This window comes from Aliirhizobium smilacinae, assembly GCF_006335145.1.
Lineage (GTDB): Bacteria > Pseudomonadota > Alphaproteobacteria > Rhizobiales > Rhizobiaceae > Neorhizobium > Neorhizobium smilacinae.
In genome coordinates, this window is the sequence record NZ_VDMN01000001.1 from 1,676,317 (window position 1) to 1,701,830 (window position 25,514).

Annotated in this window: 18 protein-coding genes; 5 read left to right on the forward strand and 13 right to left on the reverse strand. The window is 60.5% G+C overall.

The annotated features are described in order from the left end of the window. Positions 1-12: 12 nt before the first annotated feature. The 6 genes from hutW to mscL all read right to left on the reverse strand — a co-directional run bounded on the left by hutW (position 13) and on the right by mscL (position 6,548). Positions 13-1,368, reverse strand: a complete 1,356-nt coding sequence (gene hutW, locus FHP24_RS08200; RefSeq protein ID WP_139675359.1) for a heme anaerobic degradation radical SAM methyltransferase ChuW/HutW — start codon at positions 1,366-1,368, stop codon at positions 13-15. A 113-nt stretch (positions 1,369-1,481) separates the two neighbouring features. Further along, positions 1,482-2,618 carry a cupin domain-containing protein gene (locus tag FHP24_RS08205; RefSeq protein WP_139675361.1) on the reverse strand — a complete coding sequence of 379 codons (1,137 nt, stop codon included), beginning with the start codon at positions 2,616-2,618 and terminating at the stop codon, positions 1,482-1,484. 114 nt (positions 2,619-2,732) lie between these two features. Continuing rightward, positions 2,733-3,545 (reverse strand): polysaccharide deacetylase family protein, encoded by an 813-nt coding sequence (locus FHP24_RS08210; protein ID WP_139675363.1) that lies wholly within the window; start codon positions 3,543-3,545, stop codon positions 2,733-2,735. Positions 3,546-3,644: 99 nt separating this feature from the next. Next, positions 3,645-4,679 (reverse strand): UDP-glucose 4-epimerase GalE, encoded by a 1,035-nt coding sequence (gene galE, locus FHP24_RS08215; protein WP_139675365.1) that lies wholly within the window; start codon positions 4,677-4,679, stop codon positions 3,645-3,647. Between the two features lie 144 nt (positions 4,680-4,823). Then, positions 4,824-5,999 carry a pyridoxal phosphate-dependent aminotransferase gene (locus FHP24_RS08220; protein ID WP_139675367.1) on the reverse strand — a complete coding sequence of 392 codons (1,176 nt, stop codon included), beginning with the start codon at positions 5,997-5,999 and terminating at the stop codon, positions 4,824-4,826. A gap of 117 nt (positions 6,000-6,116) precedes the next feature. Further along, positions 6,117-6,548, reverse strand: coding sequence for a large conductance mechanosensitive channel protein MscL (gene mscL / locus FHP24_RS08225; protein ID WP_139675369.1), 432 nt, complete (start codon positions 6,546-6,548; stop codon positions 6,117-6,119). Positions 6,549-6,757: 209 nt separating this feature from the next. Here mscL and FHP24_RS08230 point away from each other — a divergent pair, with 209 nt between their 5' ends. Continuing rightward, positions 6,758-10,270, forward strand: a complete 3,513-nt coding sequence (locus FHP24_RS08230; protein ID WP_139675371.1) for a PAS domain-containing hybrid sensor histidine kinase/response regulator — start codon at positions 6,758-6,760, stop codon at positions 10,268-10,270. Positions 10,271-10,478: 208 nt separating this feature from the next. Next, positions 10,479-11,726: an OpgC family protein gene (locus FHP24_RS08235; protein WP_139675373.1), complete on the forward strand. Its 1,248-nt coding sequence runs from the start codon at positions 10,479-10,481 to the stop codon at positions 11,724-11,726. Between the two features lie 63 nt (positions 11,727-11,789). Here FHP24_RS08235 and FHP24_RS08240 read toward each other — a convergent pair whose 3' ends face one another. The 4 genes from FHP24_RS08240 to FHP24_RS08255 form a co-directional block, all read right to left on the reverse strand. Further along, complete coding sequence (locus FHP24_RS08240) at positions 11,790-12,161, reverse strand: PAS domain-containing protein (protein ID WP_246091634.1); 372 nt, start codon at positions 12,159-12,161, stop codon at positions 11,790-11,792. A 123-nt stretch (positions 12,162-12,284) separates the two neighbouring features. Then, positions 12,285-13,055 carry an amino acid ABC transporter ATP-binding protein gene (locus tag FHP24_RS08245; protein ID WP_139675376.1) on the reverse strand — a complete coding sequence of 257 codons (771 nt, stop codon included), beginning with the start codon at positions 13,053-13,055 and terminating at the stop codon, positions 12,285-12,287. Next, on the reverse strand, positions 13,052-13,732 hold the full coding sequence (locus FHP24_RS08250; RefSeq protein WP_139675378.1) for an amino acid ABC transporter permease: 681 nt from the start codon (positions 13,730-13,732) through the stop codon (positions 13,052-13,054). The genes FHP24_RS08245 and FHP24_RS08250 overlap by 4 nt, the downstream gene beginning before the upstream one ends. 132 nt (positions 13,733-13,864) lie before the next feature. Continuing rightward, positions 13,865-14,650: an amino acid ABC transporter substrate-binding protein gene (locus FHP24_RS08255; RefSeq protein ID WP_139675380.1), complete on the reverse strand. Its 786-nt coding sequence runs from the start codon at positions 14,648-14,650 to the stop codon at positions 13,865-13,867. Positions 14,651-15,752: 1,102 nt separating this feature from the next. On the opposite strand from FHP24_RS08255, the gene FHP24_RS08260 reads away from it, so the two are divergent. From FHP24_RS08260 to FHP24_RS08270, 3 genes are all read left to right on the forward strand, one after another. After that, positions 15,753-16,349, forward strand: a complete 597-nt coding sequence (locus FHP24_RS08260; protein ID WP_139675382.1) for an ABC transporter ATP-binding protein — start codon at positions 15,753-15,755, stop codon at positions 16,347-16,349. Then, on the forward strand, positions 16,346-17,149 hold the full coding sequence (locus tag FHP24_RS08265; RefSeq protein WP_139675385.1) for an ABC transporter permease: 804 nt from the start codon (positions 16,346-16,348) through the stop codon (positions 17,147-17,149). The genes FHP24_RS08260 and FHP24_RS08265 overlap by 4 nt, the downstream gene beginning before the upstream one ends. Positions 17,150-17,354: 205 nt before the next feature. Next, positions 17,355-19,493, forward strand: a complete 2,139-nt coding sequence (locus FHP24_RS08270) for a bifunctional diguanylate cyclase/phosphodiesterase (RefSeq protein WP_139675388.1) — start codon at positions 17,355-17,357, stop codon at positions 19,491-19,493. Positions 19,494-19,586: 93 nt separating this feature from the next. Here the strand turns inward: FHP24_RS08270 and FHP24_RS08275 are convergent, their stop codons facing one another. The 3 genes from FHP24_RS08275 to FHP24_RS08285 all read right to left on the reverse strand — a co-directional run bounded on the left by FHP24_RS08275 (position 19,587) and on the right by FHP24_RS08285 (position 25,358). Next, positions 19,587-21,803 (reverse strand): 3-hydroxyacyl-CoA dehydrogenase NAD-binding domain-containing protein, encoded by a 2,217-nt coding sequence (locus FHP24_RS08275; RefSeq protein ID WP_139675390.1) that lies wholly within the window; start codon positions 21,801-21,803, stop codon positions 19,587-19,589. A gap of 251 nt (positions 21,804-22,054) precedes the next feature. After that, positions 22,055-23,263 (reverse strand): acetyl-CoA C-acetyltransferase, encoded by a 1,209-nt coding sequence (locus FHP24_RS08280; protein ID WP_139675392.1) that lies wholly within the window; start codon positions 23,261-23,263, stop codon positions 22,055-22,057. A 301-nt stretch (positions 23,264-23,564) separates the two neighbouring features. Beyond that, complete coding sequence (locus FHP24_RS08285) at positions 23,565-25,358, reverse strand: acyl-CoA dehydrogenase C-terminal domain-containing protein (protein ID WP_139675394.1); 1,794 nt, start codon at positions 25,356-25,358, stop codon at positions 23,565-23,567. Positions 25,359-25,514 lie beyond the last annotated feature (156 nt).

Below are 25,514 nucleotides of genomic sequence, written 5' to 3' on the forward strand. Positions count from 1 at the left end.
GCATGAGGTCTTTCAGGCCGCGTCCCGTGACGGGCCCAGTTCGAGAGTGAGAATGTCGTGAAGGGCGGCGATCAGGTTCGAGTACCAGAAGCGCCCGGCGGTGGTGAGTTCGACGATACCGCCGGTAAACGACAGGAGGCCCGCCCCCTGCCACTGGGCAAGAAGCGGTTCCAGAACCGGCGTCATGGCGCGGCCCGAAGTCCGGTCCAGGCGACCGAGATCGAGATGCCCGACTTCGAAACCTGCAGTCACCAGTGTGCGTAGGGCAGAGAGTTCATCGGAGACCATCATCATGCCGAGCGATTTGCGGCCCGCCCGCACGTCCTCGCCATAAACGGTCAGATCGCCACTGAGACCGTAACCGACCGCACCGATCGAACCGCCGGCACCGGACCCGAAGGCGATACAATCGGCCCCTTCCTTGATCAGCAGGTTGTAGAGATTTCTCTCGCGGGTGGTGCGGGCCCAATGATTGTTGCTGATCTGGCGCCAGTTTCTGCGCCGGAAGAACTCGGCACCGGTGCGGTAAAAGGCCCCGATCTGGTTCAGCCCCGGTGTTGCCGGGAATTTTCCGGCTTCAATCGCCTTGAACAGAGGGGTCGTCGGAATGAGGTTCAACCCATAGAGATCGAGCCCGTCAGGGCCGATATCCGCAGCCGTTTCGAGATCCCGCTGCCACACATCCAGTGTCTGGCCAGGCAGCCCGTAAATCAGATCGATCACCACTGCCGCGCGATCCTGATCGCGAAGATATTCGAGGAAGTGGACAACTTCCTCCCTGCTCGAACGACGGCCCTGCCGCTTCCTGACATCCGTATCGAAGGTCTGGACGCCGATGGAAAAACGGTTCGCCCCCGCTTCCAGGCAGGCATCGATCTTGTCCGGGGTGAAATGAATGATGCGTCCCTCGACTGTGATCTCGCAATCAGGCGCAAGCGGCAGTTCCGCCCGGACTGTGGAAATCAGCCGTGACAGTTCTTCCGCGCTCAGCGCCGTCGGCGTGCCGCCGCCGAGATACACTGCGTGGATCGGATTGTGGCGCAGCGCATTGGTCTGCGCCTCCCGCCGGATTTCCTCGATGACCAGATCGACATAATCGGCACCGGTCTGGGGCACGTAGGTATTGCGATAAAACCCGCAGAAGAGACAGTGATTGGCGCAGAAGGGAATATGGATATAGGCGAGCCGCTTGCCCGGCCTGCCGGGTTGTGAAAGGACCTGCAGCCAGACATCCTGCATCTCTTCGGGCGGCAGACGCCGCTTGCCGCGAAACGGCATGACGGCATTTCGCCGGCTGAATGCCTCGCCGAATGGATTGAGCCCGGTTCCGGCCGCAAAATAGCGCGCCAATTCCTCACTCGAGGCCATGCCTTGTTTCCCTGCTGATTATCGATCGTCAATATGCAGAGAACTTAAAGGCACAAAAACTTGAGTCACTTGCTCCAGATCAAGTGACCTGAGAGTTTAACTCATGTTTTGCTTCATCGGACGACGGCGTCGCGCGACCGGCGCAACGCCTTCATCACGGTTTCATCGAGGCTGAGATGCCCGCGAATGAGATCGGGCGGGGTCAACGCCATCCAGCGGTTGAGAGAAATGTCGATGCAGAGACGGTTGTTGAAAACGTTAATTACCTTGACCGGTGTTTCGCCGGTATTTTCGATATAGTGGCCGAGTGTGCGCGGAACGAAGCCGACATCGCCAGCACGATAATTGAAGGTGCGCGCCTTGGAAGTGGCATCGAACACGGTCATCCGTGCTTCGCCCGCGATGTAATATTGCCATTCGTCGGCATCCGGATGCCAATGCATCTCCCGCATGCCGCCCGGTTCGATCTCGATGATCAGAGCCGAGAGCGTCGTTACCGGAAAATTGCGGGAGTCGATCGTCTTCACCGTGCCGCCGCTGTAACGCACGACCTCGATTTCGGTCGTATGGAAGACGTAAGGGCGCGGTATCGGGCTGTCGGGAAGTTCTGCCCGAACGAGATCGAGCGATTTGGGCACCGGCAGGCGAAAAATGTATTTCTCCGCTTTCGGGATGTCTGCGAAATGATCGCTCGTCACGCCGAAATTTTTGGCGAGCACGCTTGGCGGCGTATGCGCCAGGTATTCCGTGATCAGCAGCGTTTCGTTTTCGGAGAAATTGCCGTCGTCGAAGACGAGCAGAAACTCGGTGCCTTCCTCCATACCCTGGATCGAATGGGGAATGCCGGCCGGGATTAGCCAGACATCGCCCGGCTTCAGATCGTCGATCGAAAGATTGCCATCTGGATCGACCACGGTCAGGCGCGCAGTGCCCTCAAGGATATAGGCCCATTCGGCTTCCTTGTGCCAATGCAGTTCGCGCACGACACCCGGCCCGAGACGCATGTTGACGCCAGCCATCGACGTGGCGACCGGCAGTTCGCGGACCGTCACTTCCCGTGCCCAGCCGCCATCTTCCAGCCGGTTATGTGCCATGGCAAAGGGGAATTTCAAGTTGGGCAGCGATCCGTTGTCGGTCTCCGGCGGCAGCGTGATATCCGGGTTCTGCAGGTCGAGCGGCAGGTTACGTGGACCGGGATCATCGGCGCCGCGCGTGCCGCGGATCGGCTCAAATTTCGGCTGTTCTGTCATGCTCATCATCCCCGTTCGCTTGCCTCAAGGCATTGGGACGATGATTGCAGGTCAGGCTGCCAGGTGATTGCCAAAACCAACGGATTTTGGCGAAACTCCCGGTATTTTGGAGGTTCAGAACAGGCCGGGACGTGGCGCGGTCGTATCGTTGTCGCCGATGGTCTCGACATCGGCCAGGCGGACGAATTGGACGCCGCGTGTCTTCAGCTTCAGGATACCGTTGACGACACCCTGGCCCGCGGCATGGGTCGGCTGGTTGATGTGCGAGATGACGACATCGCCGTCCTTTGCCGCCGCGATACGCTTTTCGGCCGATCCCGCGCCAAGCAGCGAGCCGTCGTCGCCGTTCAGCGAATAACCGGCGACGCGATAGCCCATCTTGCGGATCTCATCGATAGAGGTCGCGTCGTATTTCGCCGTTGCACCCCGGAACCAGTGCGGTGCGGGCAGGCCGGAGGCGATGACGGCTTCGGCACCCTTGCCGACTTCCCGCGACACGGCCTGCGGCGATCCGGCTGAGGGAATGCCATAGACCGGCACGGCCACATCGATCGCCGGAATATGGTTCTCGCCGTGGTTTTCGATCTCGAACAGGTCCGGATTGGCGAGGAAGATCGCCACCGTCTGCGGGTTCTTGCGCAGCCAGCGGGCTGTCACGAACACCGTGGACGGAATACGCTCGCGGACAAGCGTCGAGAGGATGCGTTCGTCCACCGCGCCCATGCAGGCATCGAAGGTCAGAGCCACACGCGGCTTTGTAGCGGTTTCGCTTTTGGCGAGATGCAGGCGCGGTTCGACCAGCTTCACCTTGGGTGACGGGGACGACGGCGATTGCACCGGAGCCTTGGCGGCATCCGACGCATAGGCCGGGATGGCGGCAATCCAGCAGCTGAGAAGAACGAGACCGGCTGTCAAAGAGAGGCGCATGATATCCGTCAAATCTGGTTGGTTGCGCTTCCCTTACTCCTCAAGCGATCGCTTATCCATCCACATTTCGGCATGACAACCGTGCCGTCGAAGCGGATGTCAGAAGCGGACGGCCGCCAGCCGCTGGTGCAGCGAGCGAAGATCTTCCACCCGACGGGCCGCCAGCTGGCCTTCCCACGCGATCGCGGTCTCGACGATCAGGTCGAGATCGTCGTGGCGCGGCTGCCATTCGAGAAGCCTGCGGGCCAGCGTCGAATTGGCGACGACACTTGCGGCGTCACCCGGCCGGCGTGGTCCGTAATGCACGTCGACGGATTGGCCGCTGATACGTTTCACCGCGTTCAGCACTTCGAGCACCGAATAACCGCGACCATAACCGCAATTGGCAATCAGCGGCTCACCGCCGCGGCGCAGATAGCTCAGCGCCTTCAGATGCGCTTCGACCAGATCGGTGACGTGGATATAGTCGCGAACGCCGGTTCCATCGGGCGTCGGATAATCGGTGCCGTAGATATCGACGCCCGGACGTTCGCCGAGTGCGGCTTCGCAGGCGAGCTTGATCAGGTGCGTCGCGCCGATGGTGGAGAGACCGGTGCGGCCGAGAGGATCGGCACCTGCAACGTTGAAATAACGCAGTGCGACGAAGCGGAAGTCGTGCGCTGCAGCAGCATCGCGCAACATCAGTTCCGACATCAGCTTGGACTGGCCATAGGGGTTTTTCGGCAGCGTCGGAGCGCTTTCCAGGACCGGCATATCTTCCTTCTGGTCGCCATAGACGGCGGCGGTGGACGAGAAGACGAAATGCCTGATGCCGGCATCGATCGCGGCAGCCGCCAGAAGCCGGGTCTTGCTGGTGTTGTTTTCGTAATAGTCGAGCGGATGGGCAACCGACTGCGGCACGATGATGGAGCCGGCGAAATGCATGATCGCTTCGATGTCGTTTTCCGCAAAGATCTGGGCAAGCAACGCCTGATCGCCGACATCGCCGAGATAAAAGCGCGCCGCATCCGGCACCGCCCAGCGGAAACCGGTCGAAAGACGATCGATCACCACCACATCTTCCCCGGCATCCAGCAATGCCCAGGCCATGTGGCTGCCTATATATCCCGCACCGCCTGTTACCAGCACTGCCATGATCTGCTTCCCTGCCTTTTGTTTTCGGCAGGAAAGCATTTTCGCGATTGACCACAGGTTACTTACGGGCGCTTGGCCCGACTATATCCGGTGGCATGGATAAGGGAGGTTTTCGGGGATATTTCGAATTTTATCGAATCTGTCTCACAAGGCCTTTATGTAGCCAGCCAGCCGGTCTGCGGCCTCTTCGACATGTTTCGGATTGCGCAGGAAACAGGCGCGAAGAAAGTTCTCGCCGCCCTTGCCGAAGGCCGAACCCGGTGCCAGCGCCACGCCGATCTTATCGACGATATCGAGTGCTGCCGCACGGCTGTCGGTGATGCCATCGACCTTGAGGAACGCATAGATCGCGCCTTCCGGCTTCAGGGTCTGGACCCGGTTGGTGGCGATCAGCATGTCGCAAAGGATATCGCGCGACTGGCGCGCGCGCTGGATATTCTCCTCAACGAAGGCATCCCCTTCGTTGAGCGCGACAACGGCACCGCGCTGCATGAACTGGGCGACACCGGAATTGGAATACTGGATGAGGTTCTCGATCACCTGCCCCAGTTCCGGTGGGGCGACCAGCCAGCCGATGCGCCAGCCGGTCATCGACCAGTTCTTGGAGAAGGAGTTTGCATAAATGATGCGGTCGTTCGGCTCGGCTATATCGAGGAAGGACGGAGCGCGCACCGCGCCGCCATAATAATAACGGGCATAGATTTCGTCGGCGATGATCCACAGGCCGTGCTTGCGGGCAAGGCCGAGGATGGCGGCAAGGTCTTCTTTCGTTGCGGTCCAACCGGTCGGGTTGGATGGCGTGTTGACGAAGAGGCCCTTCGTCTTCGGCGTGATCGCGGCTTCGAGCTTGTACAGATCGAGCGACCATTTACCGCCAGTAAATTCCAGTGGCAGGCCGGTTGCGACCGCGCCGGAAATCTCGATCGCGGAAACGATGTTCGGCCAGGTTGGCGACAGATAGATCAGTTCGTCACCCGGTCCGGTGATCGCCTGAACCGCCATCATGATCGCATGCATGCCGGAGCCGGTGACGTAGAAATGTTCGGCAGGCAGCGAAACGGAAAAATGCCGGGTGTAATAATCGGACAGTGCCTGACGCAGTTCGGGAATGCCACGCTGCCAGGTGTAGAATGTCTCGCCGCCCAGAAGGGCATCCGATGCCGCACGATTGATGAAATCCGGGCTCGGCAGATCGCCTTCGCCGGCCCAGAGCGGAATGAGATCGTCACGACCGCCGATACGGGCATGTGTAATGATCTCCACGATGCCGCTTTCGGGTGCAGTGGTGGCTCGGGTGCTGAGCGAAGAAAGCAAAGACATGCGGATTTCCTGTTTTTCCTGCCTCTTCTTTAGCGCAGAAAAACAGGGAAATCCCATGAGAATCCGTGAGCCTGCAATTCATTGTTCTGATGAATTGCAGGCTCATGACGGGTCGGATTATTTGGTTTTCAGGATATCCCTGATTTCGGACAGAAGCAGGATATCGGCCGGCGGCGGCGCGGGCTTTTCATCCGCCGGCTTCTTTTCTTCCATGGCACGCAGCTTGTTCACGCCCTTGACCATCAGGAAGATGATGAAAGCGAGGATCAGGAAGTTGATCATCACGGTGATGAAGCTGCCATAGGCGAAGACTGCACCCTGCTTGCGCGCTTCTTCCAGCGACGGCGCGGTGACTGCGCTCGACAAGGCCACGAAGTAATTGGAGAAATCGAAACCGCCGCCGGTCACTGCACCGACGACCGGCATGACGATGTCATTGACGAGCGACGTGACGATGCCGGTAAAGGCGCCGCCGATGATGATACCGACCGCGAGATCGATCACGTTGCCCTTGGCGATAAATGAACGGAATTCGCTGACTACAGACATGATAGAGCCCCTCTCTTGGTTGTCGTCGTGCCTAACATAGCGTTTCCTCAGATACTGAAAAGGTACAAAAGCCCAAAGGCTTAAAGCTGACTTTCTATTGGATATGCCTTGCGCTCATTGGACTTTTTGACGAGACGGCGCCGATTTCCAACGCCTCGGGTTTCGCCTAATCTCGTCTCCTAACCGCAAGTCCTTGCGGGGGAGGAAACATGCTTCCAGGCTGGGCCATCCTTGTCTCGGCATTCGCCTATATCCTGCTGCTTTTTGCAGTGGCGAGTTATGGGGACCGAAAAAGCCGGCTTTCCGGTGTTCCGAAGGGCGGGCGTCCGCTCGTCTATGCCTTGAGCCTTGCCGTCTACTGCACATCCTGGACCTATTTCGGCGGCGTCGGTCTGGCGTCCCAGCGGGGACTGGAATTTGCGGCGATCTATATCGGGCCGATCCTGGCGTTTACGCTCGGCATGCCGATCATCCGGCGTATCGTCGAACTCGCCAAGGCGGAAAAGCTCACATCGATCGCGGATTTCATCGCCGCCCGTTACGGCAAGAACGCGACTGTGGCGGCAATCGTCGCGGTGCTGGCTCTGGTCGGCACCGTTCCCTATATCGCGCTGCAGCTGAAGGCCGTGTCGAGCTCGGTCGCCGTGATGGTCAATCCATCCGATTTCGGCATCGGCAGCGGCAACCTGCATTTCGTCGATCTGGCGCTGATCGTGACACTGCTGATGGCCTGTTTTGCCGTTGTTTTCGGCACTCGCCATACGGATGCCACCGAGCATCAGGACGGGCTGATCCTGGCGGTGGCGATGGAATCGCTGGTGAAGCTTGTTGCGTTTGCGACGGTCGGCATTGCGGTGGTGTTCTTCATGTTCGACGGCTGGTCGGATCTCGCCGCCAAAGCATCTGAAAACCTGCTGGTCGCATCCGCGGCATCCTATGAAACACCGGTCAGCCGGTGGGTGCTGATCATCCTCATCTCCGCTTTCGCCATCGTCATCCTGCCACGGCAGTTCCATGTCACGGTGGTGGAGAACAGGACACCGCGGGAACGGCGGGCAGCCGGTTTCCTGCTGCCGGTCTATCTCATCGCCATCAATATCTTCGTGATCCCGGTCGCGGCCGCCGGGCTGATCACGTTCGGCGGCATGGGGGATGCCGACCTTTACGTGCTGACACTGCCTCTGCAAGCAGGGCTTCCCTTCGTCACGCTGCTGACCTTCATCGGCGGCTTTTCGGCGGCGACGGCGATGGTGATCGTGGAGTCTGTCGCACTGTCGATCATGATCTCCAACGATATCGTCATTCCGCTGTTTCTCAGGCGAAAATTGGTCTCGACGCCAGCGGGGCAGAAGGACCTCACCCGCACGCTTCTCAACATCCGGCGCGCTTCGATCTTTGCCGTCATGCTGCTCGGTTACGGTTATTACCGTATGGCCGACACCCAATCGGGGCTGGCCTCGATAGGGCTTCTCGCCTTTGCCGCGATCGCACAGATCGCCCCTGCCCTGCTCGGCGGCCTGATCTGGCGGCGGGCAAATGCCCGCGGCGCCATTCTCGGTCTTTCCTTCGGCTTTATCTCCTGGGCCTATCTGCTGTTCCTGCCGAGCCTGGGCGGACCGGACAATTCCCATATCGCGGCGGCCGTGCTGAACTTCGTGTTTCCCGGCACGGCAATCTTTTCCGGGCCGGAGATCGATCCGTTCGTGGCGACGACGATCTTCAGTCTGGCGCTCAATACGATCGCCTTCGTGCTCGGATCGCTGTCGCGCAATCCGCGCCCGGTGGAGCGGCTTCAGGCCGGTATCTTCGTCAAGCGCCAGCCCCGCTCGCAATTTGCCACGCGCGGCTGGAAGACCCGCATCAGCGTCGGCGACCTGAAGACGGTGATCGCGCGCTATCTGGGCGAAGAGCGGATGCTGCGCTCATTCTCCAATTACGAGAAGACCGCCGGGCGAAGGTTCCGCGACGACCAGCCGTCGGACATGGCTATGATCCATTTTTCCGAACAGCTGCTCGGCAGCGCGATCGGCTCGTCTTCGGCCCGGCTGGTTTTATCGCTTGTGCTGCAGAAGGTGGAAGATACCAATTCCGACACCGCCTGGCTTCTGGATCAGGCCAGCGAGGCGTTGCAATATAACCAGGACATGATGCAGACGGCGCTTTCCCACATGGACCAGGGGATCGCCGTGTTCGACAGTTCCGAGCGGCTGACGGTGTGGAACCGGCGGTTCCGGCAATTGCTCGACCTTCCCGAACAGGCGGGACAGGTGGGGTTCCTGCTGTCCGACATCGTGGCGCTTCTGGCGGAGCGCGGCGACGTGAGCGAGGACGAAAGACAAGCGATCACGGGCCAGTTCAAGGATCTCGGAACATCCTTCTCCCTCGTGCTGCAGGGGGGGCAGCGGATCATCGAGGTTCGCAGCAACCCGATGCCGGATGCGGGGTTCGTCGCGACCTTCACCGATATTACCGCACGAGTGGCTGCGGATCAGGCGCTGAAGCAGGCGAACGAGACGCTGGAGCAGCGCGTCGGGGAGCGCACCGCAGAGCTTACCCGCGTCAACCGCGCGCTTGGCGAGGCACGCGCCGCGGCCGACGATGCCAACCTGAGCAAGACCCGCTTCTTTGCTGCGGCCGGCCACGACATCCTGCAGCCGCTGAATGCTGCGCGGCTTTATTCATCGACGCTGGTCGAGCGGCTTGGCGGGCCGGACAAGAACGCGGCGATTGCCCGCAATATCGACAGCTCGCTTGAATCGGTGGAGACGATTCTCGGTGCGGTGCTGGATATTTCCCGGCTCGACACCGGCACGATGAAGCCGCGTTTCAGCTCGATCGATCTCGAGGATCTCTTCAAGCGGATCGACACGGATTTTTCGCCGATGGCGCGGGAAAAGAACCTGAAATTCGTGGTGATGCCGACATCCCTGAAGGTGGTCTCCGATGCCAACCTTTTGCGCCGGCTGGTGCAGAACCTCGTTTCCAACGCGATCAAATACACGCTGACGGGCAAGGTGATCGTCGGCGCGCGCCGGCGTGGCGACAAAGTCGTGATCGAGGTGCTCGATTCCGGCATAGGCATTCCCTCGTCGAAATTCCGCACGGTGTTCAAGGAATTCGCGCGACTAGAAGATGGCGCCAGGACGGCGAGCGGGCTGGGGCTTGGTCTTTCCATCGTCGACCGGCTGTCGCGCATGCTCAGCCATCCGGTGCAGCTGACCTCGACCCCCGGCCGCGGCACCGCCTTCCGGGTCGAAATCCCGCGCGACCTTGCCGTTGCGAATGCAGGTTCGGCAAAGATCCGTCGCGAACGGGCAAAACCCGCCGACGCGCTGAACGGCTTGCGGGTTTTGTGCGTCGACAACGAACCAAAAATCCTCGACGGCATGGCGCTGCTGATCGCCGGATGGGGCTGCACGGTCGGGCAGGCACGCTCGCTTAGCGAACTCAGCACAATCATCGAGGCGCACGAACCGCCACCAGACGTGGTGATCGCCGATTATCATCTCGATGATGGCGACGGAATCGAGGCGATCCTTGCCTTGAGAGCGCATTATCAGGCCGCAATTCCGGCGATGATGATCACGGCCGACCGGACGCCAGTGGTGCGGGCGGAGGCAGAACGGCACGGCATCACCGTCCAGCACAAACCGGTAAAGCCGGCTGCGATCCGCGCCTACCTAACGCAGGCGGCCGGTTTGCGCCGGGTCGCGGCGGAGTGACGAATCGCGATCCCCAGCGTATGTCGTTCATGTGACAGTCATCACGGACTGTTTACGGATGAAATGTCTAAACGTCGGCTAAAACCGATTCTTGCCGGAACCACCGGCTTCTCGCGACGTTTTAGGCGCGTGACTTCCTGGCCCGCAGAGGCCTTACGGACCGAGGGGCTGCTGCCATCAGGACCGGCAAAGACGGAGACCGCGATCGATGAAGCGCTTTGAGATCATTGATGGTATGCGAGGGTATTTCCTCGTTTTTATGGTACTGAACCACCTTATTTTTGCCGGTGGATATTTCCTCGTAAAGATCAATCACAACCAGCTTGCCTTCGTAGAAGACGCTCAGGGCTTCGTGTTCCTGTCAGGTCTGATGATCGGCATGGTCTATGCCCGCAAGATGATGAAGGCGGGTTACGCAGCCGGTCGCTCGGCGGTCTATAGCCGCGCCTTCGAGCTTTATCGGTATGCGATGGGCATCGTGATCGCCGTCATGGTGGCGCAGATGATTCTGCCGGGTGCCTATTCGATCTGGTTCAACTGGCTGGGCTATACGACATTCGATGATCCGCTGCGTCTCGCCGCGATCGCGACCTTCCTGTACCAGCCGACCTTCATGGACATCCTGCCGCAGTACATCGTCTACATGCTGTTTGCGCCGATGCTGATCAAGCTCGTCCTGGACGACAAGTGGCATTATGTGGTGGCCGCATCGATCATGCTGTGGATGGCCGGTCAGCTTGGCCTGCACCAGATCGTGACGACGCCGATTAACGAAATGATCATGGGTGCCGACGACCAGGGCCTGCGCGTTTCGTTCAACCTGTTCGGCTGGCAGATCGTGTTCTTCTCGGGCCTAGTGCTCGGTGCGCTGACCTCGTCCGGCAAGATCGACTGGAGCCGCGTGCTGTCACCCGACAACACGTTCATTCCGAAGGTAGCGCTGGTCCTGGTACTGTTCTTCCTGCCGCTGCGCCTGATTACCGCCAACGAACTGATGCCGCCGCACATGATCGGCAAGTTCGCCTCGATGGAAATCCGTGCCGATTTCGGTCCGGTCTACCTGCTTAACTTTGCTGCCATGGCCCTGCTCGTCACCTGGCTGATCGTTGCCGGTCCCAAGCACAAGGCCGCATGGGTTCGCGGCGTCGCATCGGCGCTGACCTGGGTGTTCACGCTCCGCTTCCTGCGTCTCCTCGGCCGCCACTCGCTTTATGTTTATGTGTGGCACGTCGCGATCGTCTATTTCGTCTATTATTTCGACGGCCGTTCGCCGGAACTGGACGAACTCACCAAGACGGCAATCGCCTTGGTCGCAGTGGCCCTGCTGGCAATCCCTGCCGTGTGGCGGGAACGGGACAAATATCTCGGCACCTCGACCGGGACAACCTCGGCCAAGACACGGGAGCCGAAACCGGCAGGTCCCGCAACGGGTCAGCAGCAGATGGTCGTTCGTTAAGGCGAACACAGACACGATCAAAGGGCGGCTCCTCGGGGCCGCCCTTTTCTTTGCCGAATATTTTCAGGACAAAAGATGGTCCAGCGAGTGGACGATGCCGGCGTAGTGAACGGGAATTCCCGTTCGGTCACGAAAGCATCGACCGAAAGCCATGACCGGTCGGATCAAACCGGAAGCATTCACGACGCGGTATTTGGCTCGGTAGGGGCGACCGTCCTCCACCGCTTCACGGATCAACTGGGCGACCTTGCCCTGATCATCCGGATGGACCCTCGCGATGTAATCCGTGACCGAAAGGCCCCTGAGCGTCGCGGCGGGATCAAGGCCAAAGAGAGCAGCGAGCGCCGTATCGCCGTATAAAATGTCGTCTTCCAGGCACCATGTGTATATTCCCGCTTCACAGTCGGGTTCGGCATAAGAATCACTATCTCGCATGCTATGCATCTCCAGCTCAAAGAGTTTTAGAGAGCAGGAATACAAGCTCAAGATGATTTGGAACAAATTCCGCGGTTCGTACGATAACGGACGAAGGCGTCAGCTCAGCAACGGAACAAATCCCTAGATCCCCTCGCCGTAACCGCCCTGGGCGGCACCGATCGAGGAGACGAAACGGCGGGTGCGCTCGTGTTCCGGCGCGCCGAAGATGCGGGTCGCCGGTCCCTGTTCCACCACCTTGCCGGCTTCCAGAAAGACGGCGTGATCGGCAACCCGGGAGGCAAGCCGCAGGTCGTGGGTGGCAATCACCATGGTCGTGCCTTCACTGGCAAGCTTGCTCAAGACCTCGACGACTTCGGTCGCCAGTTCCGGATCGAGCGCCGAAGTGGGCTCGTCGCAAAGCAGAACACGCGGCGAAAGCGCCAGTGCGCGGGCAATCGCCACACGCTGCTGCTGGCCGCCGGACAGCGTTGCCGGCCAGGCATCGGCCTTGTGCGACATGCCTACCTTGGCGAGCAGTTCGCGTGCATGGGCTTCGGCCTTCTGGCGCGGCCATTTGAGCACCGTGACCAGACCTTCCATGACATTTTCCAGCGCCGTGCGATGCGGGAAAAGCTGGAAGTTCTGGAACACCATGCCGGTCTGGCGGCGGATCTTCTGGATCGCATCCCAGCCGGGCTTCTTGCCCGGTGAAAACTCGATCGAGGCATCGCCGAGGCGGATGGTGCCGGAGGTCGGGATTTCCAGCAGGTTGATGCAGCGCAGAAGCGTGCTCTTGCCGCCACCGGAAGGGCCGACCAGCGCCGTGACGCTGCCTTCGCTGACCTTGAGGCTGACATCGTCGATGACCTGAAGATCGCCGAAATTCTTGAAGATGTGGGACAGCTCGATCATCGGTTGGCCTCCAGCATGCCGCCATAACGGGAAAAGCGCTTTTCCAGCCTGACCTGCAGCGTCGAAAGGACGGAGCTGAGCGCCAGATAGATGATCGCCGCCTGGATGTAGAGGATCAGCGGCTCGTAGGTGGTCGCGACGATGCGCTGTGCCGCCTGAAACAGTTCCGGCACGGTGATGGCGGCGGCAAGCGAGGTATCCTTGACCAGCGAGATGAAGGTGTTGGACAGCGGCGGCACGGCAACACGGGCCGCCTGCGGCAGGATGGTGCGGGCCATGGCCTGACGCCAGTTCATGCCGATCGAATAGGCCGCTTCCCACTGCCCTTTTGGCACCGAGGCGATAACGGCACGGATGATTTCAGACGAATAGGCGCCGATATTGAGCGTGAAGCCGATCAATGCCGCCGGAAACGCATCGAGCAGGATGCCAACGCTGGGCAGGCCGTAGAAGATGACGAAAAGCTGGACGAGAAGCGGCGTGCCGCGGATGACCCAGACGTAGAAGCGGGCGATCAGCACCAGCGGTTTGGGACCGAACAGCCTTGTGACGGCGGTGACCAGGCCGAGCGCCAGGCCGAAGGCGAAGGACAGGAGCGTCAGCGGCACGGTGAATTTTACGCCGGCCCATAACAGCGTCGGCAGCGATTCCATCATCAATTGAAGCCAGTGCGGCACGGGCAAAGTCCTTTGTTCTCGACTAGGGCGATCTGAGAAACGCGAAAACGCCCGGCCAAGGCCGGACGTTGTGGTTCAGCTTTCAGTCGATCCTAGCACGATTCAAGCCGGCGAGGATCAGACGAAGATGTCTTACTTGGAGACGTCCTGGCCGAAATACTTGTCGGAAATCTTCTTGTAGGTCCCATCGGCCTTGATATCGGCCAGCGCCTTGTTGACCTCTGCCACCAGTTCGTCATCACCCTTGCGCAGCAGGATGCCGGAATAGCTGGCTTCGGCCTGTTCGGCGACGATCTTGACCGGCGCATCGGGCTTCTGCTTCTTGAAGTCGAGGAAGGAGAGGCTGTCGTTCAGCGTCGCATCGGCGCGGCGGGTAAGCACCAGCTGGATCGACTGGTCGAAACCGTCGGTGCCGACCAGTTCGGCGCCGGCTTCCGTAGCGATCTTGCCATAGTTGCTGGTAAGCGACTGGGCGGCCTTCTTGCCCTTCAGATCGGCGAAGGCCTTGATATCGGTGTTGTCGTCACGGACGATCAGTACGGCCTTGGAAGCGATATAGGGTTCGGAGAAGGCGTATTTCTGCTTGCGGGCATCGGTGATGCCGACCTGGTTGATGACCGTGTCATAACGATCGGCATCGATGCCGGCGATCAGGCCATCCCATTTGCCTTCAACGAACTGAGCCTTGACGCCGAGCTTGGCGGCAACCGCTTCGCCGATCTCGACATCGAAACCGACCAGCTTGTTCGATGCATCGTGGAAGGTGAAGGGCGCATAGGTGCCTTCGGTGCCGACGCGGAGGACGCCGGCTTGTCTGATCTTGTCGAGGTTTTCACCGGCCATGACCGGCGCAGCAAGAGCTGCCTGAACGAGGACTGCGGCGGCAAGCGCCTTGAGAGTGGTTTTGACGAGGTTCATTTCGGTATTCTCCAAGGAATAAGCTGGCGTGTTGATCGCAGAAAATAGGGGCGTTGGGATGAAAGAAAACTGCCGTCGAAAGCGGCAAATGCGAATATTTTTTGCTCAACGTCGATGCATATGCCGGAAACGCCGATTTGCCGCAGGGGATCAGGTGGTTTGACAGGAGGTCGGGTGGGCCTCGAGATCACGACATGGAGCTGCGACCACGCGACCGGGATGGTCCGTGGTGTGTGAACATGATTGGCCGGGGCGCTGAAAGCTGCCTCGTAAAGTTAGTTTAAAGTGACACCTCTCAGCGTCTCGTTCGGCAGTTTTTATTCGCGACTCCGGTCCCTCTGCCTTGGCCTTTCAGGATGGTGTTCGTCTGATGCCACGGAACACGGACGGATCCTCGGGTTAAACCCGAGGACTTACCGCCAACATCCCGCTTTACCGCCGCCGGGCTTTCCGTTTTCACGGACGGACTTAACAGCCCGGCGAAACCATCCTTCAAGCCACCCTGTGTGCCGCACAGGCACATCCGACGCGCCATTCGGGCATCAGAAGCGGAAAGGCCGGTCCGAAACCTCATCCGCTTCCCCCGTGTCGCCGGAGGGAGACCATTTTCCGCGAACCCCGGTGGTGGAGATTTACGTCATCCCTCCATCACCGGAACCGGTCCCGCCTCGCCGGCACGCCTGCCGGTGTATCCGTGACGGAACGGAGGGATTGTAGGCACGGGTTTGGAGGGTGGGGATGAGATTTTGTGTAAGGGATTGGTTTTGTTGAGGGGGAGGCTGTATCCGTCACCGTTGGGGCGATCCCCTCACTTGCGATTTCTAACACTTAGCCTTTGGCTAAGATGTTGAAATCGCTTTCTCTCCCACGGGGGGAGAGATAACAGTGCCCGCGTCCTCGGAGGACTACCTATCCCGTTGTGGGAGAGGTTGCAAAATCACGATCTTAGCTTTAGCTAAGTCGTAGATTTTGTTGGTGAGGGGGAAAATGCCCAGGCCATCAGCCCCTTCCCTTTGAGTTTCCAGCACTTAGCCTTCGCTCAACTGCGGCCCGCACTTATGCCGTATTGCATCGCCCCACTCCGGGTGCCATTACCGAACGCATGCAAGATGCCGCGATCAGACTGAGGGCCAGGGGCCTTAAATTCCAATCGATTGGACCGATAGACCTGGAAGTCGCGGCAGGACGATGCCTTGCCGTCAGCGGGCCTTCGGGCGCGGGCAAGAGCCTGACGCTGAAGATGCTGGCCGATCTGGTGCCGCATGAGGGCGACTGTTTCGTCGACGGGGTGGCGGCAGGCTCGATGTCCGGGCCGGGATGGCGGCGGCTGGTTCGATACGTCTCGTCGGAACCCGGCTGGTGGGCGGCAAGCGTGGCGCAGCATTTTGCCGATGCGAATGGCCAAGCCGAGAACATGCGGCGGCTGTCGCTGGATGCCTCGCTGCTGGAAGCGGCGCCCGAGCGGCTTTCGACCGGCGAGCGGCAGCGCATGGCTTTTCTGCGCGCCATCGAGGACCGGCCGAAGGTGCTGCTGCTCGACGAGCCGACCTCGGCGCTGGATCCGGTCTCGGTCCACGCGCTGGAAGAGATAGTTCGGGAGATGATGCAGGCGGGATGCGCCGTTGTGCTGACCTCGCATGATCCCGAACAGGTGGAGCGGCTGGCCCATACGGTGATGCAACTGGAGAGCAGACGATGAACGGCCTGGTTTTCGGCCCCGGAGAGCTGGCGCTTGCCGCAGCGCTGGTTCTCGTGAATGCCGGGTTTTCGGCGGCATTCAGCCTCGGCATTCATCGTTCTGTGCTGATCGCCGCGGCCCGGATGGTGGCGCAGCTTCTGCTGGTCGGCCTGGTTCTCGGCTTTATCTTCACCCGTGCCGATCATTGGCTGAGCATCGTGGTGCTGGCAGCGATGCTGGTGGCCGCGACGTTCGAGGTGGGGTCGCGGCAGCGCAACAAGCTGGCCGGTTTCTGGCATTACGGGCTTTCCGGAATTGCGGTAAGCGGCGGCACGATGCTGGTGGCCGCCTTCGCACTGCTGACAGTTTCAGCAAGCGATGACTGGACGGCACCGCGTGTCGTGATCCCGATCTTCGGCATCATTCTGGGATCCGCGATGAGCGCCAGCAGCATTGCGCTGAACAACATGTTCGAGGGCGTGTCGTCGCAGCGCGCCGCAATCGAGGCGCAGCTTTCGCTTGGCCGCACGCGTGCTCAGGCGATGGCGCCTTTGATGCAGCGCGCCATCTATGCCGGCACGCTGCCGGTGCTGAACCAGATGGCGGGTGCCGGCGTGATCACCCTTCCCGGCATCATGAGCGGCCAGATTCTTGCCGGGGCAAACCCGCTGGTCGCGGCGCAATCACAGATCTTTCTGATGCTGCTTTTGTGCGCCGCCTCGACAGCAAGCGTGGTCACCGCCGTCTGGCTGGCCGCCAAAAGCCTGAGCGACGACCGCGAGCGGCTGCGGCTCGACCGGTTCCGGGCGAAGAAATCGTAAGCAGGCGGCCGATCTGATCCGCCTCCAACCGACTGCGCCGTTGCCGGAGCCGGTGGGTGCCGTGCAGCGCCAAACGCCGGCACACAACGCCGGGAGCGGACCGGACAATGCGACCTTTGCCATAAACATCTTATTTAGAAGATCGTAATATACAGAAGGCATGGGCACAGCAGACTGAACCCAGATCTCTATGCAGTGGGGTTTCATGCCGAAATTGCCTTCTCTCAATCTTCCGTTTCGAAGCAGTCTCGTCGTTATCGTAACTGCGTTCTTCATGGCCATCGCCGGGATACTGGCGGTTCTGATTGCTATTTCCGTGCGCGACATGACGGGTGCGGCGACGACGATCGACGATGCGCGCGCATCACATGCGGCAACGGCCGCCATGCGGGCGCTGGAAGCGCATTTGAGCGCAACCGTGCAGGACAACACCGTCTGGGACGACGGCTACGAACACATTACCTCCGACAGTGCCAAGGATTTTGCCGATTCGACCTGGGGACAGAGCAGCGACGACAATCCGCTTTTCGATGCCGCGGTGGTGCTGACACCGGAACGCGGCGTTCTGAGCAGTTACAAGAAAGGCCGCGGGTTCGATCCCTTCGCGTATTTCGGTCCTTCCCTCAACGGCATCGTTTCAAGCGCCGACACATCGGGACGGATGCCGGTCGTCAGCTTCGTGCGAACACCGGACGGGCTGGCGATCATGGCAGCCTGCAACATCCAGCCCTATGACAAACAGACTTCCGTCACCGGCCCGTTCCATACGCTGGTACTTGCGCGGTTTCTTTCAACAGAGGCGCTTGCCGATATCGAGCAGACCTTCGATCTGAACGATCTGCGGCTGGGCGAGGCACCCGGCGCAGGTCTCCTGAATATTCCGCTTGCCGGCGCGGACGGCACTATCCTCGGCTATCTGCAATGGCCGAGCCGTGATCCGGGCACGATGATCTATGATCGCGCTCGCGGCTATCTGTTGACTGCGGCTTTCATTCTTTTCGCCTTTTTGCTGGCGGTGCTGGTGACGGGCATCTTTTCCACCCGGATGCTGCAACGATCCGCCGACCGCGCCCGCCACCGCGCCACCCACGATGCGCTGAGCGGCCTGTTGAACCGCGCCGGCATTCTGGAACGGCTCGACCAAGCCATTGCCGGCGGCAAAGCCGGGCTGGTGCTGCATCTCATCGATCTCGACGGGTTCAAGGGTGTCAACGACGCCTGGGGCCATGCCGTGGGCGACGAGCTGATCAAGCTGGTGGCCGAGCGGGTGAAAAGCCGGCTTCCCGCCGATGCGCTGTTTGCCCGGCTTGGCGGCGACGAATTTGCGGTGGCGACCGATGCCGGCAGGAAGGGCGGCAGTGCCAAACGACCAACCCTTGCCCAATCTATCGTCGACTGTCTGTCCGAACCGTTCATGATCGGCGGGCGCACGATCGAGATCGGCGGCAGTATCGGCACGGTGACCGCGACCGAGGACGTGACCGATGCGCTGGAACTGCTCCGGCGCGCCGACATGGCGCTCTACACCGCCAAGGAAGGCGGCCGCGGGCGGGCGATCGATTTTACCGCCGATCTCGACCGCGACCGGCTGAATGCCGCGGAACTGGAAAACAGGCTGCGGCAGGCGCTGGAAAAACAGGATATCCATGTTGCCTACCAGCCGCTTTTCGATGCCAAGGGCGGGCGGGTATGCGGGGTGGAGGCGCTGGCGCAATGGAGCCCGGAGACCGGGCGGATCAGCCCGGAAATCTTCATCACCATCGCCGAACGCTCCGGCCTGATCGACCAGCTGGGTATGCAGGTCCTGAAAGTTTCGATCGACCAGGCCAAGCAATGGAGCGGGCTGCAGCTTTCGGTGAACGTGTCGCCGATCCAATTGCGCAATCCGAATTTTCCGGCCGATGTGATCGCACTTCTCGACCAGACGGGGTTCGATCCGCGCCGGCTGACGCTGGAGATTACCGAGGGCGTGCTGATGTCCAATCCGGAACAGGCGCGCCGCGCGATCGAGATGCTGCGCAATGCCGGGGTGAAATTCGCGCTCGACGATTTCGGCTGCGGTTATGCCAGTATCGGGGCGTTGCGCACCTTCGGCTTCGACCGGATGAAGATCGACCGGTCGCTGGTGAGCGGGCTCAACAATCGCGAGGGATCGGAAGTGCTGACGGCAACGATTTCGCTAGCGCGGGCGCTCAACATTCCGGTGACGGCCGAGGGCATCGAGACGCAGGAACAGGCGGATGCGCTGACGATTTCGGGATGCGACCAGCTGCAGGGCTTTTTGCTCGGGCGGCCGATGGCGGGAAGCGCGATCACGGCATTGCTGCGGTCGAGTGCGGCGTGACGAGGATAGGCGGCGGCGGTTGAGGTTTGCCCCTCATCCGCCGGCCAGCACCTTCTCCCCGCGGGCGGGGAGAAGGACGGGTGGGGCGATGGCTTATGCTGCCGCCTTGGCCTTTTCGTAAGGGTTAAAGCGGCTGTAGAAGGTGTCGCCCTTGGCCGCCATATCCTTCAGCAGCGCTGTCGGGGCAAAATGATCGCCGTATTGACGGCTCAGTTTTTCCGCCAGTTCCACGAAGGTTTTCACGCCCATACCGTCGATATAGCTGAGCGTGCCCCCCGTATATGGGGCGAAACCGAAACCGAGGATGGAGCCGACATCGGCTTCACGCGGGTCGGTGACGATGCCTTCCTCGACGGTGCGGGCGGCTTCCAGCGCGATGGTCACGAGGAAGCGCTGTTTCAGCGTGTTGACGTCGGTTTCGGAGGCCGGTTTCTGCGGGTAGAGGTCCTTGAGGCCGGGCCAGAGGGATTTTTTCGCCGGCTTCGGCGGGTAGTCGTAAAAGCCCTGGCCATTCTTGCGGCCGCGGCGGTCTAACTCGTTGACCATCTTGTCGATCAGCGCCATGTGGCCGGGCTTGACCGAGGCCGCGCCCAGATCGGCAATCGAGGCCTTCATGATCTTCTGGGACAGATCGACGGCGACTTCGTCATTCAATGACAGCGGGCCGACCGGCATGCCGGCCATCTTGGCGGCGTTCTCGATCATCGCGGCCGGCACGCCTTCGGCCAGCATGTCATAGGCCTCGTTGATATACCGGAAGACACAGCGGTTGACGAAGAAACCGCGCGTATCGTTGACGACGATCGGGGTCTTCCTGATTTTCGCGACGAAATCCAGGGCCATGGCCAACGCCCTGTCGCCGGTTTTTTCACCGAGGATGACTTCGGTGAGCATCATCTTTTCGACCGGCGAGAAGAAATGCACGCCGACGAACTGGTCCGGGCGTCTGGAATTTTCCGCAAGGCCGGAGATCGGCAGGGTGGAGGTGTTGGAGGCGAAAATGGTGGTGGCCGGAATGACGGCCTCGACCTGTTCGATCACCGCCTTCTTCACCGCACGGTCCTCGAACACGGCTTCGATGACGAGGTCGGCATCCGACAGGGTGGAATAATCCGACGTCGGGGTGACGAGCGACAGCAGCTTTTCGCCCTCTTCCTTGGTCAGACGGCCCTTGGCGATGCTATCGGCTACCAGCTTTTCGGAGACGGACTTGCCCTTATTCGCGGATTCCTGGGTCTGGTCGATGAGGACAACCGGAATGCCGGCAGCGGCCGTGACATAGGCGATCGAGGCGCCCATGAAGCCCGCGCCGACAATACCGACCTTGTTGAACTCGCTCTTTGCAACACCGGCCGGGCGACGGGCGCCCTTGCCCAGTTCCTGCATCGAAATGAACAGCGAGCGGATCATCGAGAAGGCTTCGGTGGTCTGCAGAACCTGCGTGAAATAACGCTGCTCGACCTTGAGCGCCGTATCGAAAGGAAGCTGCAGGCCTTCATAGACGCATTTCAGAATGGCAAGCGCGCCCGGATAATTGCCGGCTGTCTCGCGGCGCAGGATGGCGGGGGCAGCCGGGAAAAGCTGAGCGGCCGCCGGGGTCCAGACACCACCGCCGGGGGCCTTGAAGCCTCTCTCATCCCAGGGGGCGACGGGTTTGAGGCCATCCCTGATCATCTGTTTAGCCGCGGTGACAAGCTGATCCTGCTCGACCACCTGGTGGATAAGGCCCATGGCCTTGGCGCGTTGCGGGGTGAGCGACTGGCCGGTCGTCATCATCTGCAGGGCGGACTGGGCATCGGTGAGGCGCGACACACGCTGTGTGCCGCCGGCACCCGGAAAGATGCCGACCTTGACCTCGGGAAGCGCCAGTTTGACCGACTTGGAATTGGATGCGACACGGCCGTGGCAGGCGAGCGACAGTTCGAAAGCGCCGCCCATGCAGGTGCCGTTGATGGCCGAGACCCAGGGCTTGCCATTGGTTTCGATGGCGCGGAACAGCCATGTCATGCGGCCGGCGACATCGAAGAGTTTTTGCGCGGCAGCGGCCGGGTCTTTCTCGCGTTCATCGGCCAGCATGGAGAACATGCCGCGGATCATGGTGAGATCGGCGCCGCCGGAGAAGGATGATTTGCCGGAGGTGAAAACCACGCCCTTAATGGCGGCATCCTCGACGGTCTGTTTGAGGATCGTCTCGAGTTCGTCCATCACCTCTTGCGTGAAGACGTTCATCGACTTGCCGGGCATGTCCCAGGTAACGAGTGCCATGCCGTCCGCGTCGGTCTCGATGGTGAAATTGGTGTAGGTGCTCATGATGGGATTTCCTCTTCCCTGAAATCTTCGTGTGCAGCATGGACGCCGGCTGATCCCCTCACTTGCGATTTCTGAAACTTAGCTGCGCTAAGACTTCGAAATCGCTTTCTCTCCCACAAGGGGGAGAGATGCCGGAGAGGCTTGCTCGGCGCTCCACCTCTCCCCTTGTGGGAGAGGTTACAAAATCAAGATCTTAGCGTCAGCTAAGTCTCAGATTTTGTTGGTGAGGGGATCACTTCCCCCTCACCCCATCAAACCCGCTCTATGACCGTCGCCGTGCCCATGCCGGCGCCGATGCAGAGCGTGACCAATGCAGTGTTGAGATCCCGCCGCTCCAGCTCGTCCAACACTGTGCCCAGGATCATCGCGCCGGTGGCGCCGAGTGGATGGCCCATGGCAATTGCCCCGCCGTTGACGTTGATGATGTCGTGGCTGATGTCGAAAGCCTGCATGTAGCGCAGCACGACGGCGGCAAAAGCTTCGTTGAGTTCGAACAGGTCGATATCCGCAATCGTCATGCCGGTACGGGCGAGCAGCTTTTCGGTGACATCGACCGGGCCGGTCAGCATCAAGGCCGGGTCGGAGCCGATATTGGCGAAGGCGCGGATACGGGCGCGCGGCTTGATGCCCATGGATTGGCCACCGGCTTTCGAGCCAATCAGCACGGCCGCAGCGCCATCAACGATGCCCGACGAATTGCCGGCATGGTGGACGTAATTGATCTTTTCGATTTCCGGATGGGCCTGAATGCCAACGGCTTCGAAACCGCCCATTTCGCCCGGCATCTGGAAGGAGGCGTTGAGCGAGGCCAGCGCCTGCATGTCGGTGCCGGGGCGCATGTGCTCGTCACGGTCGAGAAGGATCAGGCCGTTCTGGTCCTTTACCGGGATGACCGAATTCTTGAAATAACCGGCATTCCAGGCCTTTGCGGCGCGCTTCTGGCTTTCGACCGCATAGGCATCGACGTCATCGCGGGAGAAACCGTATTTGGTGGCGATCAGATCGGCGGAAACGCCCTGCGGCATGAAGAAAGCGGGGAAATTGACGGAGGGGTCCATGTACCAGGCACCGCCGGACATGCCCATGCCGACACGCGACATCGATTCGATACCGCCGGCGATGACGATGTCGTCGGACCCGGCCGCGATCTTGCCGGCGCCGAAATTGATGGCGTCGAGGCCCGAGGCGCAGAAACGGGAGATCTGCATGCCGGGGGCTTTTGTCGAATAACCGGCCTCGAAGGCCGCCGCCTTGGGGATGACGGCGCCACTGTCCATCACCGGATCGACGCAGCCCATGATGATGTCGTCGACCGTCGAGGTGTCGAGGCCATTGCGGTCGCGGATGGCTTCCAGCGTTTTTGCGGCAAGGCGGACGGAGGGCACCTCATGCAGGCTACCATCCTTCTTGCCGCGACCGCGCGGCGTGCGCACATGGTCGTAAATGAAGACTTCGGTCATGGTGTCATCTCTCCCGTGTCATGTCGTGGGGCACATATCGCGCCCTCGAATTCCCGTTGGCCGGATTTCGGCCTGTCGTTTCGGCTAAGCCGAGCGCGTCTCATCCCCTCACCAACAAAATCTAAGACTTAGCCTTCGGCTAAGATCTTGATTTTGTAACCTCTCCCACAAGGGGAGAGGTAGGCTGTCGAGCAAGCCTCCCCGGCATCTCTCCCCTTGTGGGAGAGAAAGCGATTTCAACATCTTAGCTTCAGCTAAGTGTTAGAAATCGCAAGTGAAGGGATCGCGCGTCCCGCACTCCTCAAAACGCCTCCGCCGCCAGTTCCATCACGCTGTCGGCACCCGCTTCGATGCGGATCTTGCGCAGAGCCGTTTCCGGCATGATCTTATCCATATAGAAGCGCGCCGTCGTAAGCTTGGCCTTCAGATAGTCCTCACGCGGATCACCGAGGCTAAGCTTTTCCTGTGCTGCCTTGGCGATCTTTGCCCACATGTAGCCGAGCGTGACGAGGCCGAAGAGGTGCATGTAATCCGTCGAGCCGGCGCCGGCATTGTTCGGTTTGGCCATGGCATTCTGCATGAACCACATGGTCGAGGCCTGTACGTCGTTCAGACCCTTCTTGAGGTGTTTGGTGTAGAAGGCCAAATTCTCGTTGGCACGGTTTTCCTCGCAGAAATCGCCGATTTCCTTGAACATCGCCATCACGGCGCGGCCGCCATTGAGCGCCAGTTTTCTGCCGACCAGATCGAGCGCCTGGATGCCGTTGGCGCCTTCATAGATCATGGCGATACGGGCATCGCGGACATACTGGCTCATGCCATGTTCCTCGATGTAGCCGTGGCCGCCGAAGACCTGTTGCGCCATCACGGCGTGGTCGAATCCCTTGTCGGTCAGCACACCTTTCAGGATCGGGGTGGCGAGGCCGAGCAGATCGTCGGCGTTCTGGCGTTCTGCTGCATCCGGCGAACGGTGGGCGATGTCGGATTTCAGCGCGGTCCAGAGAAGGAAGGCGCGGCCGGCCTCGTTGAAGGCCTTGATGGTCATCAGTGAACGGCGGATATCCGGGTGGACGATGATCGGATCGGCCTTTTTGTCCGGGGCCTTGGCGCCGGAGAGCGAGCGGCCCTGAATGCGCTCGTTGGCATAAGCGACGGCGTTCTGGTAGGCGGTCTCAGCGATCGACAGGCCCTGCAGGCCAACGCCCAGGCGGGCTTCGTTCATCATCACGAACATGGCCGAAAGGCCCTTGTTTTCCGCGCCGATAAGATAACCCACTGCCTCGTCATAGTTCATGACGCAGGTGGAATTGCCGTGGATGCCCATCTTTTCCTCGATGGCACCGCAGGTCGCAGTGTTGCGGGCGCCCAGAGACCCGTCATCCCCGACGATGAATTTCGGCACGATGAACAGCGAGATGCCCTTGGTGCCCTCCGGCGCGCCTTCGATGCGGGCAAGAACCAGATGGACGATATTGTCGGTCATCGAATGTTCCCCGGCCGAGATGAAGATCTTCTGGCCGGAGATTTTGTAACTTCCATCACCCTGCGGCACCGCCTTGGTGCGCAACAGGCCGAGATCGGTGCCGCAATGGGGTTCGGTCAGGTTCATGGTGCCGGACCATGTGCCCTCGACCATTTTCGGCAGATAGGTGGCCTTCTGTTGGTCCGAACCATGGACGAGGATGGCGGCGATGGCGCCCTGCGTCAGGCCCGGATACATCATCAGCGACATATTGGCCGAGGACATGTATTCGCCGACGGCCGCGTGCAACGTGTAGGGCAGGCCCTGGCCACCGAACTCTTCCGGTACGGCAAGGCCGATCCAACCACCCTGGCAATACTGGTCATAAGCCTGTTTGAAGCCGTTCGGCACCGAGACGGTGCCGTCGTCATGGCGGGTGCAGCCTTGCTGGTCGCCGGACAGATTGAGCGGGAAAAGGGATTCCTCCGCTACCTTGGCCGCCTCGCCGAGGATCGCCTCGATCATGTCGGGCGTTGCATCGGCGAAACCGGGCAGGTTGCCATAACGCTCAAGGCCCAGAACATCGTTGAGTATAAAAAGCGTATCGGCGGTGGGGGCCTTATAAACTGGCATCGATGAGCATCCTCCCTGTCATCTTCAGCAGCAGCACCACTCCTTCTGCGCTGCGATTTTCCGAAATCGTTTCCGATTGCGGGCCGATGCGCTGGCACTGCGAACTCTTGCATTCGTCATTTAATTGACGTGCGCGTAAACGTCAATTGGTACTCA

Bases quoted from the DNA above. Each gene is read 5' to 3' on its own strand.
- hutW (WP_139675359.1), bottom strand. From the start codon at position 1,368: ATGGCCTCGAGTGAGGAATTGGCGCGCTATTTTGCGGCCGGAACCGGG.
- FHP24_RS08205 (WP_139675361.1), bottom strand. From the start codon at position 2,618: ATGACAGAACAGCCGAAATTTGAGCCGATCCGCGGCACGCGCGGCGCC.
- FHP24_RS08210 (WP_139675363.1), bottom strand. From the start codon at position 3,545: ATGCGCCTCTCTTTGACAGCCGGTCTCGTTCTTCTCAGCTGCTGGATT.
- galE (WP_139675365.1), bottom strand. From the start codon at position 4,679: ATGGCAGTGCTGGTAACAGGCGGTGCGGGATATATAGGCAGCCACATG.
- FHP24_RS08220 (WP_139675367.1), bottom strand. From the start codon at position 5,999: ATGTCTTTGCTTTCTTCGCTCAGCACCCGAGCCACCACTGCACCCGAA.
- mscL (WP_139675369.1), bottom strand. From the start codon at position 6,548: ATGTCTGTAGTCAGCGAATTCCGTTCATTTATCGCCAAGGGCAACGTG.
- FHP24_RS08230 (WP_139675371.1), top strand. From the start codon at position 6,758: ATGCTTCCAGGCTGGGCCATCCTTGTCTCGGCATTCGCCTATATCCTG.
- FHP24_RS08235 (WP_139675373.1), top strand. From the start codon at position 10,479: ATGAAGCGCTTTGAGATCATTGATGGTATGCGAGGGTATTTCCTCGTT.
- FHP24_RS08240 (WP_246091634.1), bottom strand. From the start codon at position 12,161: ATGCGAGATAGTGATTCTTATGCCGAACCCGACTGTGAAGCGGGAATA.
- FHP24_RS08245 (WP_139675376.1), bottom strand. From the start codon at position 13,055: ATGATCGAGCTGTCCCACATCTTCAAGAATTTCGGCGATCTTCAGGTC.
- FHP24_RS08255 (WP_139675380.1), bottom strand. From the start codon at position 14,650: ATGAACCTCGTCAAAACCACTCTCAAGGCGCTTGCCGCCGCAGTCCTC.
- FHP24_RS08260 (WP_139675382.1), top strand. From the start codon at position 15,753: ATGCAAGATGCCGCGATCAGACTGAGGGCCAGGGGCCTTAAATTCCAA.
- FHP24_RS08265 (WP_139675385.1), top strand. From the start codon at position 16,346: ATGAACGGCCTGGTTTTCGGCCCCGGAGAGCTGGCGCTTGCCGCAGCG.
- FHP24_RS08270 (WP_139675388.1), top strand. From the start codon at position 17,355: ATGCCGAAATTGCCTTCTCTCAATCTTCCGTTTCGAAGCAGTCTCGTC.
- FHP24_RS08275 (WP_139675390.1), bottom strand. From the start codon at position 21,803: ATGAGCACCTACACCAATTTCACCATCGAGACCGACGCGGACGGCATG.
- FHP24_RS08280 (WP_139675392.1), bottom strand. From the start codon at position 23,263: ATGACCGAAGTCTTCATTTACGACCATGTGCGCACGCCGCGCGGTCGC.
- FHP24_RS08285 (WP_139675394.1), bottom strand. From the start codon at position 25,358: ATGCCAGTTTATAAGGCCCCCACCGCCGATACGCTTTTTATACTCAAC.